The 15,098-nt window shown below is 72.7% G+C and carries 12 protein-coding genes; 5 read left to right on the forward strand and 7 right to left on the reverse strand.

The window, feature by feature from the left end; translation table 11 throughout:
* Nucleotide 1: 1 nt before the first annotated feature.
* The 5 genes from AB0K67_RS32130 to AB0K67_RS32150 are packed head-to-tail and all read right to left on the reverse strand — an operon-like array spanning nucleotide 2 to nucleotide 6,554.
* Nucleotides 2-1,585: an ABC transporter ATP-binding protein gene (locus AB0K67_RS32130; protein WP_364067798.1), complete on the reverse strand. Its 1,584-nt coding sequence runs from the start codon at nucleotides 1,583-1,585 to the stop codon at nucleotides 2-4.
* Entirely contained in the window at nucleotides 1,582-2,385 is an 804-nt protein-coding gene (locus AB0K67_RS32135) for an ABC transporter permease (RefSeq protein ID WP_364067800.1), read from the reverse strand. Before AB0K67_RS32135 ends, AB0K67_RS32130 begins: the two co-directional genes overlap by 4 nt.
* Nucleotides 2,382-3,314 carry an ABC transporter permease gene (locus AB0K67_RS32140; RefSeq protein WP_364067802.1) on the reverse strand — a complete coding sequence of 311 codons (933 nt, stop codon included), beginning with the start codon at nucleotides 3,312-3,314 and terminating at the stop codon, nucleotides 2,382-2,384. Before AB0K67_RS32140 ends, AB0K67_RS32135 begins: the two co-directional genes overlap by 4 nt.
* Entirely contained in the window at nucleotides 3,311-4,939 is a 1,629-nt protein-coding gene (locus AB0K67_RS32145; RefSeq protein ID WP_364067804.1) for an ABC transporter substrate-binding protein, read from the reverse strand. Before AB0K67_RS32145 ends, AB0K67_RS32140 begins: the two co-directional genes overlap by 4 nt.
* A 1-nt stretch (nucleotide 4,940) precedes the next feature.
* Nucleotides 4,941-6,554 (reverse strand): ABC transporter substrate-binding protein, encoded by a 1,614-nt coding sequence (locus tag AB0K67_RS32150; RefSeq protein ID WP_364067806.1) that lies wholly within the window; start codon nucleotides 6,552-6,554, stop codon nucleotides 4,941-4,943.
* Between the two features lie 134 nt (nucleotides 6,555-6,688).
* Between AB0K67_RS32150 and AB0K67_RS32155 the strand changes: the two genes are divergently transcribed.
* On the forward strand, nucleotides 6,689-7,843 hold the full coding sequence (locus tag AB0K67_RS32155) for an LLM class flavin-dependent oxidoreductase (RefSeq protein ID WP_364067808.1): 1,155 nt from the start codon (nucleotides 6,689-6,691) through the stop codon (nucleotides 7,841-7,843).
* Nucleotides 7,840-9,111 carry an acyl-CoA dehydrogenase family protein gene (locus AB0K67_RS32160; protein WP_364067810.1) on the forward strand — a complete coding sequence of 424 codons (1,272 nt, stop codon included), beginning with the start codon at nucleotides 7,840-7,842 and terminating at the stop codon, nucleotides 9,109-9,111. Before AB0K67_RS32155 ends, AB0K67_RS32160 begins: the two co-directional genes overlap by 4 nt.
* A 258-nt stretch (nucleotides 9,112-9,369) precedes the next feature.
* Here the strand turns inward: AB0K67_RS32160 and AB0K67_RS32165 are convergent, their stop codons facing one another.
* Nucleotides 9,370-10,704: a lanthionine synthetase LanC family protein gene (locus AB0K67_RS32165; RefSeq protein WP_364067812.1), complete on the reverse strand. Its 1,335-nt coding sequence runs from the start codon at nucleotides 10,702-10,704 to the stop codon at nucleotides 9,370-9,372.
* Between the two features lie 490 nt (nucleotides 10,705-11,194).
* Here AB0K67_RS32165 and AB0K67_RS32170 point away from each other — a divergent pair, with 490 nt between their 5' ends.
* From AB0K67_RS32170 to AB0K67_RS32180, 3 genes are all read left to right on the forward strand, one after another.
* Nucleotides 11,195-12,067 carry a TauD/TfdA family dioxygenase gene (locus AB0K67_RS32170; protein ID WP_364067814.1) on the forward strand — a complete coding sequence of 291 codons (873 nt, stop codon included), beginning with the start codon at nucleotides 11,195-11,197 and terminating at the stop codon, nucleotides 12,065-12,067.
* Between the two features lie 640 nt (nucleotides 12,068-12,707).
* The gene (locus tag AB0K67_RS32175; protein ID WP_364067816.1) at nucleotides 12,708-13,055 is read left to right on the forward strand and encodes a hypothetical protein; all 348 of its coding nucleotides are present in this window, start codon (nucleotides 12,708-12,710) and stop codon (nucleotides 13,053-13,055) included.
* A 9-nt stretch (nucleotides 13,056-13,064) separates the two neighbouring features.
* Nucleotides 13,065-14,357 carry an MFS transporter gene (locus AB0K67_RS32180; protein ID WP_364067817.1) on the forward strand — a complete coding sequence of 431 codons (1,293 nt, stop codon included), beginning with the start codon at nucleotides 13,065-13,067 and terminating at the stop codon, nucleotides 14,355-14,357.
* Here the strand turns inward: AB0K67_RS32180 and AB0K67_RS32185 are convergent.
* Nucleotides 14,354-15,073, reverse strand: a complete 720-nt coding sequence (locus AB0K67_RS32185) for a universal stress protein (RefSeq protein ID WP_364067819.1) — start codon at nucleotides 15,071-15,073, stop codon at nucleotides 14,354-14,356. The two genes, AB0K67_RS32180 and AB0K67_RS32185, sit on opposite strands and share 4 nt — an antisense overlap.
* Nucleotides 15,074-15,098 lie beyond the last annotated feature (25 nt).

The following is a 15,098-nucleotide window of genomic DNA, read 5'->3' on the forward strand; positions in this document are numbered from 1 at the left end:
GTCACACCGCCGTCGTCAGTCTCGGAATCGCCGCCACCAGCTCCTTCGTGTACGGGTGCGCGGGCTCGCGGAAGACCGTCTCCACCGGCCCTTCCTCGACCACGCTCCCGTCCTTCATGACCAGCACCCGGTCGCACAGGTGGTGGACCACGCCCAGGTCGTGGGAGATGAACAGGTAGGCCACGCCGGTCTCCCGCTGCACGTCCTCCAGCAGGTCGAGGACCTGCGCCTGGACCGACACGTCGAGCGCGGAGACCGGCTCGTCGCAGACGATCACCGAGGGCGACGGTGCCAGGGCCCGCGCGATGGCCACCCGCTGCCGCTGCCCGCCGGAGAGCTTCAGCGGCCTGCGTCCCAGGTGCTCCTCGCCGAGCCCCACGAGCTCCAGCAGCTCGATCGAGCGGGCGCGGCGCCGTTCGCGCGGCACGCCGGCCACGTCCAGCGCCTCGGCGAGGATCTTCGCCACCGTGTGGCGGGGGTCGAAGGAGGCCAGCGTGTCCTGGTAGACGACCTGGACGTCGCGGCGCTGGGCGCGGTCGCCGCGCGTCCACGGCCGTCCGTGCACCTCGACCGCGCCGGTGTCGGGCGGCGTCAGCCCGAGCGCGATCCTGGCCGTGGTGGTCTTGCCGGAGCCGGACTCGCCGACGATGCCGAGCGTCTCGGCGGCGCGCAGCTCGAACGACACCCCGTTCACGGCCACCCGGTCGCCGAAGGACTTGCCGATGTCCCTGGCGCGCAGCACGACCTCGCCGCGGGGCCGCCGCGGCCCGGTCGCGCCCGCGGGCGGGACGGTGCCGGACAGGCGGGTGCCCTTGGTGTGCTCGGCGGGGATCGCCCGCAGCAGCTTCTTGGTGTACTCGTGCTCGGGCCGGGTGAGCACCTCACTGCTCGGCCCCTGCTCGACGATCACGCCGTCCTTCATGACGGCCACCCGGTCGGCCAGCCGGGCCACCACCGCCAGGTCGTGGCTGATCACCAGCAGCGACCTGCCCTCGGCCTTGATCCCGGCCAGCAGGTCGAGCACCTGCGCCTGGATGGTGACGTCCAGGGCGGTGGTGGGCTCGTCGACGATGATCAGCTCGGGGCCGGCGGCCAGCGCGGTCGCGATCAGCGCCCGCTGGCGCAGGCCGCCGGACAGCTCGTGCGGGAGCTGCCCGGCGCGCAGCTCGGGCTCGGGCACCCCCACGGACGCCAGCAGCTCCACCACCCTGGCCTTCCTGGCCGGGCCTGACAGGTCGGTGTGGGCGGCCAGCACGTCCTCGATCTCCTTGCCGACCTTGCGCAGCGGGTCGAGCGAGACCAGGGCGTCCTGCAGGACGAAGCCGATGCGGCCGCCGCGCAGCCTCCGCCAGCCGCGCTCGCGCAGCCGGGTCAGGTCCTGGCCGTCGAAGGTCAGCCCGGCGGCGGTGACGCGGGAGCCCGCGCCGGTGAGCCCGACCAGCGTGCGGGCGGTGACGCTCTTGCCGGAGCCGGACTCCCCCACCAGGGCGAGGCACTCCCCCGCCCCGATCTCGAACGACACGCCGTGCACGACGGGTGTGCCGCCGAAGGCGACGCGCAGGTCGTCCACCGTGACCAGGCTCATCCGGTCCTCCCTTCCGATCGCAATCTGAGCGCCCTGCCGACCACGGTCACGCTGATCACGGTCAGCGTGATGGCCAGGCCGGGGAAGAGGCCGTACCACCAGGCCCGGGAGATGAAGTTGCGGGCGGTGGACAGCATGGAGCCCCATTCGGGCTCCGGCGGCGGCGTGCCGAGGCCGAGGAAGCTCAGCGCGGAGCCGGCCACGAGGGCGGTGCCGACGCCGATGGTGGCCAGGATGAGCACCGGTTTGACGGCGTTCGGCAGCACGTGCCGGAGGATCACGCGCGGACCGGGCAGGCCCAGCGCGTACGCCGCCTCGACGTAGCCCGCCCGGCGGATCGCCAGCGTCTGGGCGCGGACGAGCCGGGCGTACGACGGGATGTTGGCCACGCCGATGGCGAGGATGGCGTTGCCGGTGCCGCCGCCCGCCACGGTGATGACGACCAGGGCCAGCAGCAGCTCGGGGAAGGCCATGCCGACGTCCGACAGGCGCATGATGACGTTCTCGACGATCCGGTTGCCGAGCCCCGCGGCCAGGCCGAGCAGCCCGCCGAAGACCAGGGCGACGGCGATCGCGCCGAAGCCGAGCAGCAGCGAGGCGCGGGTGCCGTGCACGATGCGGGCGAACACGTCGCGGCCGTTCTCGTCAGTGCCGAGCAGGTGCGCGGCGCTGGGCGGCTGGAGGGTGGCGCCGCTGTCCACGGCGAGCGGGTCCTGCCCGGTGAACAGGCCGGGCACGAGCGCCGCCAGCACGAGCACGGTCAGGACGGCCACGGCGAGCCACACGCCGATCCGGTTCACGCCGCCTCCTTCAGCCGGGGGTCGATGACCAGGTAGAGCAGGTCGACCAGGAGGTTGACCAGGACGTAGACCAGCGCCGACAGCAGCACCACGCCGAGCACGAGCGGCAGGTCCTTGGCGTTGACCGCCGAGACGAGCAGGCGGCCGATGCCCTGCCGGGTGAACAGCGTCTCGGTGACCACGGCGCCGCCGAGCAGCGCGCCCACCCAGAAGCCGGTCATCGTGACCAGCGGGGTCAGCGCGTGCCTGAGCGCGTGGCGCAGCCGTACGACGGTGTCGCTGAGCCCGCGGGCGCGGGCGCTGACGATGAACGGCTCCTCCAGCACCTCCTCCAGGGCCTCGCGCAGCACGTGGCCGAGCACGCCCGCGATGGGCAGCGCCAGGCAGAGCGCGGGCAGCACCAGGGAGGCGAAGCCCTGGCCGCCGGTGGAGGGAAGCAGCCGCAGCCCGAAGGAGAAGACGGTCAGCAGCACGATGCCGAGCCAGAACGTCGGCGTCGAGGCCGCCACCAGCTCCACCACCGAGGCCAGGCCGCGCCAGCGGCGGCGGCCCGCCGTGGCCAGGGCGATGGCGACGGCCAGGAACAGCCCGGTGAGGGCGGCCGCCACGGCCAGCTCGACGGTGGCGGCGGCCTGCTCGCCGATGGCCTGGGTGACCGGGGTGTGCAGGCGGTAGGAGGTGCCGAAGTCGCCGTGCGCGATGCGCCACAGGTGGGAGACGTACTGCTCGAACCAGGGGCGGTCGAGGCCGTACTCGGCTCTGACCTGGGCGAGCACCTCGGGGGTTGGCGCGGCGCCCTCGCCGCCGACGACGGCCTCGGCCGGGTCGCCGGGGGTGAAGTGCACGACGAGGAAGGTCAGGGTGGCCGCGCCCCACAGCACGCCGAGCCCGGCGAGCAGGCGCCATCCGATGAACGTCAGGGTCTTCATTCGTCCAGCCAGGTGTCGTAGAAGTAGGGCGACGGGTAGGCGGGCGTGAAGGCGAGGTCGCGGACCTTCTTCTGGTAGGCGACCGGGCGCGGGTCGTCGTAGAAGGGAATGGCGGGGACCAGTTCCAGGAGCCTGGCCTGCGCCTTGTTGTACAGCTCGGTCGGGTCTTTGGCCGCCCTGGCCTGCTCCAGCAGCTCGTCGAGCTGAGCGTCCTTGAGCCTGGCGACGTTCTGGCCGCGCCGCTCGGGGGTGGTGATGTTCTTGGAGGAGTACTGGATCCACAGCACGTCGGCCGTGTTCGTGGCCCACAGGCCGGAGCTGAGGTCGTAGTCGCCCTTGATGGAGCGGTCGGTCAGCTCCTGCTCGGGCGGCGTCTGGATCTGGATGTCCAGGCCGATCTTCCGCGCGGCGGCCTGGGTCTGCACGGCGATCTGCATGCGCTGGGCGGGGAAGTTCGCGGCGATCGGGAAGTACGCGGTCAGCCGCTTGCCGTTCTTGAGCCGGATGCCGTCCTTGTCCCTGGCGGTCCAGCCGGCCTCGTCGAGCAGCTTGTTCGCCAGCGTCTCGTCATGCTTGATGCTGCCGCTCAGCCCCTGCGCGTAGCCGGGCGTCGAGGTGGTGACGAAGCCCTGCGCCACCTGGTACTGGCCGAAGGAGATGCCCTTGATGATGGCCTCGCGGTCCACGGCGGCGAGCAGCGCGCGGCGCACGCGGACGTCGTCGAAGGGCGGGCGCGAGGTGTTGAGCCAGAACGACATCGGGTGCCCGGGGCGGATCGCCGTGAGGAAGCCGAGGCCGGGGTTGGCCTTGACGTCCTCGACGTTCTGCGGCGGGGTGAAGTCGATCGCGTGCACCTCGCCGGAGGCGAGCGCGTTGTAGCGGGTGCCGTCCTCGGCGAGGAAGCGGATCTCCAGCCGGTCGAGGTAGGCGGGGCCGGTGTGCTTGGCGCTCTTCGGGCCCCAGTTGTAGTCGGGGTTCTTCCGGTACGTGATGCTCTGGCCCTTGGTCCACTTCTCGAAGATGAACGGGCCGGAGCCGATCGGGTGCGTGCAGATGCTCTCCGGCGCCTCCTTGATCTGCTTGGGCGAGATCATGCCGAGGTAGCCCTGGGCGAGGATGTCCAGGAACGGCCGGTACGGCGAGCGGAGCCTCACCTGGAGCGTGTACTCGTCCAGCACCTTCGCGTCCTTGTAGGGCGCGATGTAGGAAGCGGCCAGCGGGGACTTGGTCGCCGGGTCGCGCATGTGCTCGAAGTTGGTCTTCAGCGCCTCGGCGTTCCAGGCCGCTCCGTCGTGAAATCTCACGCCTTTGCGGAGCTTGAAGGTGTAGGTCAGGCCGTCGTCGGAGACCTCCCAGCTTTCGGCCAGCCACGGCTGGATCGTCCCGTCGGTGTCGAACCACACCAGCGAGTCGGCGACCGGGACCGTGGTCACCGGGCCGTCGGAGCTGGCGTTGCCGTGCGGGTCGAGGCAGGGCGGCTCCTGGCCGTTCTCGCCCAGGATCAGGGTGCCGCCGGACTTGGGGGTGCCGGGGTCGTCGTTCGTGCCGCCCGAGGTCCCGGCCGCGCTGCCGCATCCGGCGAGCAGCAGCGCGAGCGCGAGCGCGGCGAGGGGGGTCTTGGTCATGTCAGCTCACCCATGCGTCGTGGAAGATGACAGCGCCGTAGGCGTGATCCCAGGTCAGGCCGTGCACCCGGGACTGTGCCGAGACGAGGCTCGGCCGGTCGTACAGCGGGATGGCGGGCGCCAGGTCGAGCAGCCTGGCCTGCGCCTTGGCGTACAGCTCGGTCGGGTCCTTGGCGGCTCGGGCCTGCTCCAGCAGCTCGTCGAGCTCGTCGTCGGAGAGCCTGGTGATGTTCTGGCCGCGCCGCTGCGGCGTGGTGATGTTCTTGGAGGAGTACTGGATCCACAGCACGTCGGCGGTGTTGGTGGTCCAGATGCCGACGGAGACGTCGAAGTCGCCCTTGCCGGTGCGGTCCTGCGACTCCTGCGAGGTGACGTTCTCGATCGTGATCTCGATGCCGGCCTTGGCGGCGGCGGCCTGGGTCTGCACGAGGATCTGCGTGTTCTGCGGGTTCACGCCGGTGTCGATGGCGACGGCGCTCAGCCGCCTGCCGTTCTTGAGGCGGATGCCGTCCTTGTCCCTGGCGGTCCAGCCGGCCTCGTCGAGCAGGGCGTTCGCGCGGGCCGGGTCGTAGTCGATCCGGCCGCCCTCGGCATGGTCGGGGGTCGCGGCGGTGACGAAGTTCGTGGCCACGTTCCACTGGCCGAAGGAGACGCTGTCGATGATGGCCTTGCGGTCCACGGCCAGCGTGAGCGCCTGGCGTACCCTGCGGTCGTCGAAGGGGGCGCGGCCGGTGTTGAGCCAGACCGAGAACGGATGTCCGGGCCGGTCGATCGTGATGAAGGTCAGGTCGGGGTTCGCCTTGACGTCCTCGACGTTGGCCGGCGGGGTGTTGTCGATCACGTCCACCTCGCCGGAGAGCAGCGCGTTGTAGCGGGTGGCGTCCTCGGCCAGGAAACGGATCTCCAGCCGGTCGAGGTACGCGGGCCCTTCACGGCCGGTCGGCCCCCAGACGTAGGCGGGGTTCTTCTTGTAGGTGATGCTCTGGCCCTTGGTCCACGTGTCGAGGACGAAGGGTCCTGACCCGATCGGGTGCTCGCAGGTGCTCTCCGGGGCCTCCTTGAGCTGCTTGGGGGAGATCATCGCCAGGTACGACTGCGCGAGCACGTTCAGCAGCGCCGAGTACGGCGAGCCGAGCCGCACTTCGAGGGTGTGCTCGTCCAGGACCTTCGCGTCCTTGTAGGGCGCGATGTACGAGGCGGCCAGCGGCGACTTGGTCGCCGGGTCGCGCATGTGCTCCAGGTTGAGCTTCAGCGCCTCGGCGTTCCATGCCGACCCGTCGTGGAACGTCACGCCCTGGCGGAGCCTGAAGGTGTAGGTCAGGCCGTCGTCCGAGATCTTCCAGCTCTCGGCCAGCCAGGGCTTGATGTTCCCCTCGGCGTCCTGCCACAGCAGCGAGTCGAAGATCGGGCGGCTGACGACCGTGGTGTTGGTGGTGGACGTCTGGTGGGGGTCGAGGCAGGGGGGTTCGTCGGCGTTCTCCCCGAGCACGAGCGTGCCTCCGGGCTTCGGGCCGGAGCCGGCGGCGGCCGGTCTCGGGGTGGCGTCGGCGCCGCAACCGGCCAAAACCGCCATGACCAGGGCTGCGACGAGGAGCGTTGTGGAGCGGGTGAGCATGGAGGTCCTTAAACAGGCATTGCCTACCTGCATTGCAGGGATTACGGTGAACCCTAACGTAACACGCAGAACGGGCGAAACAACATGACCCACGTGATCGCCGTCGGCACCGAGGTGCTCGCGGAGGAGAGACGATGACTTTGACGTTCCACTGGTTCCTGCCCACCTACGGCGACAGCCGTGACATCGTGGGCGGCGGTCACGGGCTTCCCGCGGGCGCGGCCTCGGGCGCCCGGCCCGCGACCCTGTCCTACCTGCGCCAGATCGTGGAGGCCGCCGAGCAGACCGGCTTCGTCGGGGCTTTGACGCCCACCGGCGCCTGGTGCGAGGACGCCTGGCTGACCACCGCGATGCTGGCCGGCACCACCGAGCGGCTGAAGTTCCTGGTGGCCTTCCGCCCCGGGCTGGTCTCCCCCACGCTCGCCGCGCAGATGGCGGCCACGTTCCAGTGGCAGTCGGGCGGGCGGCTGCTGCTCAACGTGGTGACCGGCGGCGAGGCGCACGAGCAGCGCGCCTACGGCGACTTCCTCGACAAGGACTCCCGCTATGCCCGTACCGACGAGTTCCTGCACATCGTGCGGGCGCTGTGGCGGGGCGAGAGCGTCAGCTTCACCGGCGAGCACCTGCGGGTGGAGGACGCGCGGCTGGCGCGGCTGCCCGACCCGGTGCCGCAGGTGTACTTCGGCGGCTCATCCCCCGCCGCGGGCCGGGTGGCGGCGCGCCATGTGGACGCGTACCTCACCTGGGGCGAGCCGCCGGACGCCGTGGCGGAGAAGATCGCCTGGATCAACGGGCTGGCCGCCGCCGAGGGACGTACGGTGCGGCACGGCATCCGCCTGCACGTGATCACCCGCGACACCAGCGAGCAGGCGTGGGCGCAGGCCCGCAGGCTGCTCGACGGCATCGACGAGGCGACCGTGGAGAAGGTGCAGGCGGGCCTGCACCGCAGCGAGTCCGAGGGGCAGAAGCGCATGCTCGCCCTGCACGGCGGCAAGCGGGACCGCCTGGAGATCTATCCGAACCTGTGGGCGGGCGTCGGGCTCGTGCGCGGCGGCGCGGGCACGGCGCTGGTCGGCAGCCACACCGAGGTCGCCGACCGGATCGAGGAGTACCACCGGCTCGGGCTGACCGAGTTCGTGCTGTCGGGGTACCCGCACCTGGAGGAGGCGTACTGGTTCGGCGAGGGCGTGCTGCCGATCCTGCGCGAGCGCGGCCTGTGGCGGCATCCTGCCGAGTCCGGGAGCGCCGAGCCCGTGTCCGTCCCGTTCGCCACGGCGGGGGCCCGATGAGCGCGACAGCACAGGGCGCGACGGCACAGGACGCTGCGGCCGAGAGCGCATCGAGCGCGAGCGCGCCGGCCAAGGGCGCGCCGGCCGGGGACACGCCGGTCGAGGGTGCGCCGGGTGAGTCGACGCTGGCCGAGCTGCGGAAGCGGGCGGATGAGCTGCTTCCCGAACTGGCGGCGGGGGCCGCGCGGCGCGAGCTGGAGCGCGAGCTGCCGCACCGGGAGATCCGCGCGCTGGCCGACGCCGGCCTGCTCACCTTCCGCATCCCCGCCTCGTACGGCGGCGGCGGCGCGAGCGTGGCCGAGGTGTTCGATTTCCTCATCTCGCTGGCCGCCGCCGACTCCAACATCGCCCAGGCGCTGCGCCCCAGCTACGGCCGGGTCGAGCACCTGCTCGCCGCCCCGGAGGCCGACCGCGAGCGCTGGTTCCCGCGCTTCCTGGCCGGTGACGTGTTCGGCAACGCGGGCTGGGAGATCGGCGGGGCCAACGGCGAGGTGCGCACCCGCATCGACGGCGACGGCGTCGTCAACGGCAGCAAGTACTACAGCACGGGCGCGCTGTACTCCGACTGGATCAGCGCGTCGGCCGTGGACGACGCGGGCGAGCGGGTGTTCTTCACCGTGCCGCGCGACCGCGAGGGGCTTGAGCTGCTCGACGACTTCGACGGGATCGGGCAGCGGCTCACGGCCAGCGGGACGACCCTGCTGAACGGGGTCAAGGTGGCGCCGGAGGAGATCGCCGCGCGTCCCGGCGGCGGGGGCCGCTCCCCCGTCAGCGCGTTCATGCAGCTCTACCTGGCCGGCGTGCTGGCCGGGATCGCGAGGGGCGCGCTGGCCGACGCCGTCGCCTTCACCCGTGAGCGGGCCCGGCCGATCCAGCACAGCGGCGTCGCACGGTCGGTCGACGATCCGTACGTGCGGCACACCGTCGGCGAGATCTCCGCCCGCGCCTACGCCGCCGAGTCCGCGGTCCTGCACGCCGCGTCGGCGATCGACCGGGCGTGGGCGGGCGGGCTGGACTCCGGCCTGCTCACCGATGCGGCCGTGAAGGTCGCGCAGGCGCAGTTCGTCGCGGCGGAGTCGGCGCTGAAGGCGTCGGAGCTGGTGTTCGACGTGGGCGGCGGCTCGGCGGTCGCGCGCAAGCACAACCTCGACCGGCACTGGCGCAACGCCAGGACGGTCGCCAACCACAACCCGCGCGCCTGGAAGGCGGCCGTGGTCGGCGCCTACCGCCTCACCGGCGAGCAGCCGCCGGTCAACGGCCTGTTCTGAGCCGTTGCTCGCCTGAGCTCCGGCGGGTGACGGCCCCCACGGCAGGCCGTCACCCGCCGGTCCCGCATGTCGTACGGGGCCTCGCTGCGGACGCGCTCCCGCACCGGTCCCGCATGTCCTGCGGAGCCTCGTTGCGGACGCGCTCCCGCGCCGGTCACGCGTGCCCGGCGAAGCCTCGCGCGGCCCCTCGCACGCCCGGCGCGGCTTCGTGCGCGCCTGCGCGCCGTTCACGCGTGCGAAGGCGCACTCCCGGGCCGGTCAGGGGTGCCCGGTGGAGACGCTCGGGAACGGCAGGACGGGGAACGGGTTGTCGGGCAGGAGCAGCACCCGGCGGGCCTGGTCGGGCTGGCCCGCCGCGTCGAGGTGGAGCAGGGCGGCACCGATGCCGGCCGCGCCGACCATGTAGCCGGTGTCCGCGCTCACCTCGCCGGGCCGCACCCGGCGGTACGCCTGGTACCAGCGGTAGCCGCCCCCGTCGTGGTCGTCGGCCCTGGCGACCAGGTCGGCGGCGAGCGTACGGGCGAACTCCAGGCAGGAGGCGCGCCCGGTGATCGCCCAGAGCCCGACGAACAGCTCGACCAGGCCCGCCGTGCCGCAGCACTGGCAGGCCGAGTTCCAGTAGCCGGGGGTGCGGCGCGGCGGGGCCGCGCTGTCGACGACGCCGAGCGCGAGCCGTTCCATCCAGTCGAGGTCGTCGAGGTCGCCGGTCACCCGGTGGAGTTCGTAGAACATCCTGGCCACACCGGCCGCACCCGAGCAGAACCCGGCGTAGAACAGCTCCCCGGTCCTCGGCACGTGGTGCGGGACCAGCGCCCGCCCTTCGCCGGTGACGCTCACCTCGCGGATGAAGGCGGCGCCGCTGCGGGCGGCGCGCAGGAAGCGCTCGTCGCCGCTCACGCCGTACAGGCGGGCGAGGAGGAAGGCGATGCCGGCGGATCCGGTGAGGAAGCCGGGGGAGATCGCGTCGGACGGCAGGCCGTCGAGGCCGCCGTGCCGGCCTCCGGGGACCGGCAGTCCGGCGATGCGCAGGCCGGCCTCGACGGCGGCGGCCTCGTACGCGGGCTCGCCGAACCTGGCGGCGGCGCGCAGCAGGCCGAGTACGATGCCGCCGTCACCGCTCAGCGCGGGGTCGAACGTCCAGCCGGGGCCGTCCACGCGGGTGCGACCGCCGTCGACGATCGTCTCGGCGATGGCCGCCGCCTCGGCGTCGAGGCGTTCGTCGCCGAGCGCCCATCCGGCCTCCATGAGCGCGACCATGATGCCGGTGCGCCCGTGGTGCAGGCTCAGATCGTCCTCGCGCCGCCAGGTGGCCGCGAGCCACTGCGCGCCGCACCGGGCGTCCTCCAGGTAGGAGTCGTTGCCGGTGGCGGCGGCCAGTTCCAGGAAGAACAGCACGATCCCGGCAGCTCCCGAGTACAGGGATCGCGGTCGCGGGGGCACCGCCGACCTGCCGTGCCGGTCGGGGTTGGCCCGCCAGTGCCTGCCGTCCTCGTCGTCCACGGCGGCGGATCTGATCCAGCGCGCCGTGGAGAGGGCGGCCGTCATCGGAGAGTGGGCACGAGCACTCATGGGGCGCAGCTCGTCCAGGCTCATGACCGGACTCTGGCACACATAGGACACATTTCGCAGGCTTTTCCGATTATTTCCGTAGGTTTGATGGAGAAGGCGGCGGGCCTCGTCGTGGCCGCGCGCGCTCATAGAGCCGCCGGAGGGTGGTCGGCAATCACAGGTGCTTTCATCGCCGGCCCGCGCCTGTAAGTCTCGGTCGAGTCCTGAGCGGGCTTCAGTACCCGGTGCCACGAGTATAACCTATAAAGCTAGTAGGAATTGTTGACTTTGCTCGGAGGCCGCCGTAGCTTCACGGTCATGAAGCCTCCGACCAGGCGCCCGGCGTGGTGACCGCGGCGGCGCCGCCGCGGACGACCGTCCCCGGCGGCGCACCCGAGCCCGCCACCCGGCGACGGCGGACCGCGGCCCGCGGAATCCGGCCGCGCGCGTTCCCCGCCTGCTCCGCCCTGCGGGCCACCGTCAGCCACGCCGTCCGTCAAGCCGCCGGATGGCCGTCACAGAACAGGAGCGCACCATGTCCACGCCGACCGACACCCAGCTGAACCTGCAGCCGCTCGGACCGCACTTCGGCGCCCGCGTCGAAGGGCTCGACCTGGCGACCGCCTCCGACGAGGAGCTGGCCGCCGTACGCGCCGCGCTCGTGGAGCGCAAGGTGCTCTTCTTCTCCGGCCAGAACCTCGACGAGGACGGCCAGGTCGCGCTCGGCCGCCGGCTCGGCGAGCTGACCGCCTCACATCCGGTGGTCGCCGGCGTGGACGAGGCGCATCCGGAGATCTACGCGCTCGACAGCGCCGACGACGGCTTCGCCGACGTCTGGCACACCGACGTCACCTTCATGCCCCGGCCGCCGCTCGGCTCGATCCTGCGGGCCGTGATCCTGCCGCCCACCGGCGGCGACACGAGCTGGGCCGACAGCCAGCTCGCCTACGACTCGCTGTCCGCGCCTGTCCAGCGGCTGGCCGACCAGCTCACCGCCGTGCACGACGGCAACCGCGAGTTCGGCTACTACCTGGCCCAGCGGCGCGGCGGCAAGGGCAACGAGTGGGACGGCAAGGTCGTGACCCGGCTGGACCCGGTGGAGCACCCCGTCGTCCGCGTGCATCCGGAGACCGGGCGGAAGGGGCTGTTCGTCAACCCCGGCTTCACCTCGCACATCGTCGGCGTCTCCGAGGCCGAGAGCCGGCATCTCCTCGACCTGTTCTACGCCCACCTGACCAAGCCCGAGCACATCGTCCGCCACCGCTGGAGCCTCGGCGACGTCGCCATGTGGGACAACCGCAGCACGATCCACTACGCCAACCGCGACTACGGCACCGCGCGCCGGGTCATGCACCGCATCACGCTGCGCGGCGACCGCCCGTTCGGGCCGGCGTCCACGCCCGGCTGACGTCGGGGGGTGCGGACGAGCCTGCCTTGGAGGTGGCCGGCGGCGAGCAGCCGGTGCGCGCCGGCCACCGGCCCCGGCTGAGGCATGGGGCTGAGGGATGCGGCGGAGGCTCAGCGCGCGCCGGGCCGGGCGGACAGCAGAGCCGACAGCAGGGCCGTGCGCCGGAGCCCGACGTTGGCGCCGTCGCCGCGGCCGGGCGACATGGTGTGGACGGCGTCGCCGAGCAGGGTGACAACGGGTCCGTCCAGGGCCCCACGGGGCGGGCCGAGGCGATGGGGCCACCGAACGTGCCGGGCACGTCGGCGGCGGTGACGATCTCGCCGTCGCCGGATGCCCGGACTCGACCGTACGGGCGGCCGGCCCGTGCAGCTCGCGGGGCTCGGGCGGCGCGGGCCGCCGGCGGGTGGGGTGACGGCCCAGGAGAGGCAGCCGGGGATGTCGGTCAGGCGGGCTCGCGGTGCGATGCGGGCGGCGGCTTGTGCGGGAGGTTCAGCGATACGGCAGGTGGCCACCGAGAACGTGGCGCCGCCGGCCACGATGACGTGGAGCGGTGACCACCGCTCGGTACCGGTGGGCTTCGATGGTGTCAGGTCAACCTGACACCCGTGGGCGGTGTCCCCGCTCGGCTAAGGTGGCGGGCGTGAGCGCCAACACCGACCGCGGCACCGAGTTGCGGGAGAACCGGGCAACGTTCCCGGAGCGGGTCCGGCTCAAGGACGCGCTGGAGGCCGCGCGTACGGCCGGGCGGGGCGGGGAGGCGGCACGGCTGGAGGCACGGCTCGCCGAACTGCCGGAGATCGGCCCGCTGGAGGCGCTGCAGGCCAACGCCGGTCTCATGGGCATGCTCACCGCCCAGCGCTGGATCGCCATGCGCTCCGCCCAGCCAGAAGGCGCCGGCCCGGAGCAGATCGGCCGCGGGCTGGGCATCTCCAAGCAGTCGGCGTGGGAGTTCATGAAGCGCCGCATCGACGTCCGCGACAACGACTGAGACCCCGCGATGAACGAGCACTCCCCGGGAACGCCCGCCATGCGCAGCGACGCGCGCCGGAACTACGAGCGGCTGCTGCACGTGGCCGAAGACGCCTTCGCCAGGCAGGGCGTCAACGCCTCGCTGACCGAGGTCGCCAAGCGCGCGGGCGTCGGCATCGGCACGCTGTACCGGCACTTCCCCACCCGCGAGGCGCTGATCGACGCGGTGCTGCGCGAGCGGTTCGACCGGCTCAGCGCGCGGGGCGGCGAGCTGCTCGAGAGCCGCTCACCTGAGGACGCGCTGCTCGCGGCGAACTTCGCGGAGGGCGCGCCGCGTACCCGGGCGCTCGCGGTCTTCTCGTCGGTGTCCGGCCTGAGCCTGTCGGCCGGGCTGATCCTCGGCGGGCTGCTCACCTCGCTGGCGTCCTGGCGCTGGGTCATGTTCGTCAACGTGCCGGTCGGCGTGGTGATCGTGGCGCTCGCGCTGCGGTACGTGCGCCCCGTCGCGAAGCACCGGACCGGGCTCGACGTGGCCGGCGCGGTCCTCGGCACGGCCGGCATGACGGCGATGGTCTACGGCTTCGTCCGCGCGGGCGAGGCGGGATGGGGCGATCGGAGCGCGCTGGCCGCGCTCGCCGTCGCGCTCGTCGCGCTGGTCCTCTTCATGGTCGCCGAGGCGCGCGTGGCGCACCCGCTGCTGCCGCTCGGGCTGTTCCGCGACCGCAACCGCGCCGCCGCGTACCTCAACATGTTCCTGATCTCGGCGACCATGCTGGGGATGTTCTTCTTCCTCACCCAGTTCCTGCAGACCGTCGAAGGCTTCACCCCGCTGGCGACCGGGATCGCGTTCCTGCCGCTGGCCTTCACCGCGCTGGTCTCCGCACGCGCGGTGCCGTGGCTGCTGTCCCGGCTCGGTCCCAAGGCCGTCACCGCGTCCGGCACGGTGGCGATCGCGGCGGGCATCCTCTGGCTCACCCGGCTCTCCGCGATGTCCGGGTACGCCACCGGCATCGCCGGCCCGTTGATCCTCTTCGGCCTCGGCATCGGCATCACCTTCGTACCGCTGAACTCCTTCATCCTCGCCGGGCTGCGCCCGCACCAGACCGGCGCGGCCGCCGCGACCGTCCAGACCATGCAGCAGGCGGGCAGCTCGCTCGGGCTCGCCGTCCTCGTCACGGTGTTCGGCGCCGCCGTCCGCGACGCCGCCCCCGGCTCCCCCGCCGGCCTGGCCGACGCCATCGCGACCTCGTTCGCCGCGGCGAGCGCGTTCGCGGCCTGCGCGCTGGCCGTCGCGGTCATGGCGGTCCGCCGGCCCGGCTAGCCTCCATGATCCGCGGCGCCCACGACCGCGACGGGGCAGGGTGCGTTCAGCAGCAGGTCGCGGGCGATGCCCGGCCGGCCGGCCGGGGCGCGGCGAACCACCATGAGCGTGGCGGGCGGGTGGTCGGCGGCGGGCTCGATCCGCACGCCGGGATGGCCGCGCTCCCACTCCGTGAGGTCCGCCTCGGCGGCCAGGGCGACCTGCCGGAGCCGCGCCTCGTGGTAGGCGAACTCCAGGACGGCGGCGTCCGGCTCGGGGCCGGTGACGACGATCGGCCCGGGATTCTCGGGCAACGGCAGCGGTCCAGGCCCGCGGACGACGATGACGGGGCAGGCGGCGTGCGCGGCGGTGTACTCGGCGACCGACCCGACGACCGCGCGGGGCAGCGCGCCGAGCCCGCGCGAGCCGACCACGATCAGCTCGGCGTCCTTGGAGAGCTCGACCAGGCGCTCGGCGGCGGAGCCCTCGTACAGGTCGGTGTCGACCCGCAGGCCCTGGCTGGTCTGCCTGGCGCACTCGGCGCCGTGCCACATCACGTGCTCGGCCGCCTTGCCCAGGTGGGATTTGGCCTCCTCGTCCGCCTCACCGTACGGCCACTGCCAGGCGTGCACGACCAGCAGCGGCAGCGTGCGCAGCTCCGCCTCGTCGAGCGCCCAGTCCAGGGCCTGCATGGAGAAGTCCGAGCCGTCGTAGCCGAGCACGACATGTCCGGCCATCACGCACCTCCTCCGTGGCGCCGCG

This window comes from Nonomuraea sp. NPDC052634, from assembly GCF_040678535.1.
GTDB classification, from domain to species: Bacteria; Actinomycetota; Actinomycetes; order Streptosporangiales; family Streptosporangiaceae; genus Nonomuraea; species Nonomuraea fastidiosa.

Excerpts from the sequence above, each read along its gene's own strand:
- AB0K67_RS32130 (WP_364067798.1), bottom strand. The coding sequence starts at position 1,585 with ATGAGCCTGGTCACGGTGGACGACCTGCGCGTCGCCTTCGGCGGCACA.
- AB0K67_RS32140 (WP_364067802.1), bottom strand. The coding sequence starts at position 3,314 with ATGAAGACCCTGACGTTCATCGGATGGCGCCTGCTCGCCGGGCTCGGC.
- AB0K67_RS32145 (WP_364067804.1), bottom strand. The coding sequence starts at position 4,939 with ATGACCAAGACCCCCCTCGCCGCGCTCGCGCTCGCGCTGCTGCTCGCC.
- AB0K67_RS32150 (WP_364067806.1), bottom strand. The coding sequence starts at position 6,554 with ATGCTCACCCGCTCCACAACGCTCCTCGTCGCAGCCCTGGTCATGGCG.
- AB0K67_RS32155 (WP_364067808.1), top strand. The coding sequence starts at position 6,689 with ATGACTTTGACGTTCCACTGGTTCCTGCCCACCTACGGCGACAGCCGT.
- AB0K67_RS32160 (WP_364067810.1), top strand. The coding sequence starts at position 7,840 with ATGAGCGCGACAGCACAGGGCGCGACGGCACAGGACGCTGCGGCCGAG.
- AB0K67_RS32165 (WP_364067812.1), bottom strand. The coding sequence starts at position 10,704 with ATGAGCCTGGACGAGCTGCGCCCCATGAGTGCTCGTGCCCACTCTCCG.
- AB0K67_RS32170 (WP_364067814.1), top strand. The coding sequence starts at position 11,195 with ATGTCCACGCCGACCGACACCCAGCTGAACCTGCAGCCGCTCGGACCG.
- AB0K67_RS32180 (WP_364067817.1), top strand. The coding sequence starts at position 13,065 with ATGAACGAGCACTCCCCGGGAACGCCCGCCATGCGCAGCGACGCGCGC.
- AB0K67_RS32185 (WP_364067819.1), bottom strand. The coding sequence starts at position 15,073 with ATGGCCGGACATGTCGTGCTCGGCTACGACGGCTCGGACTTCTCCATG.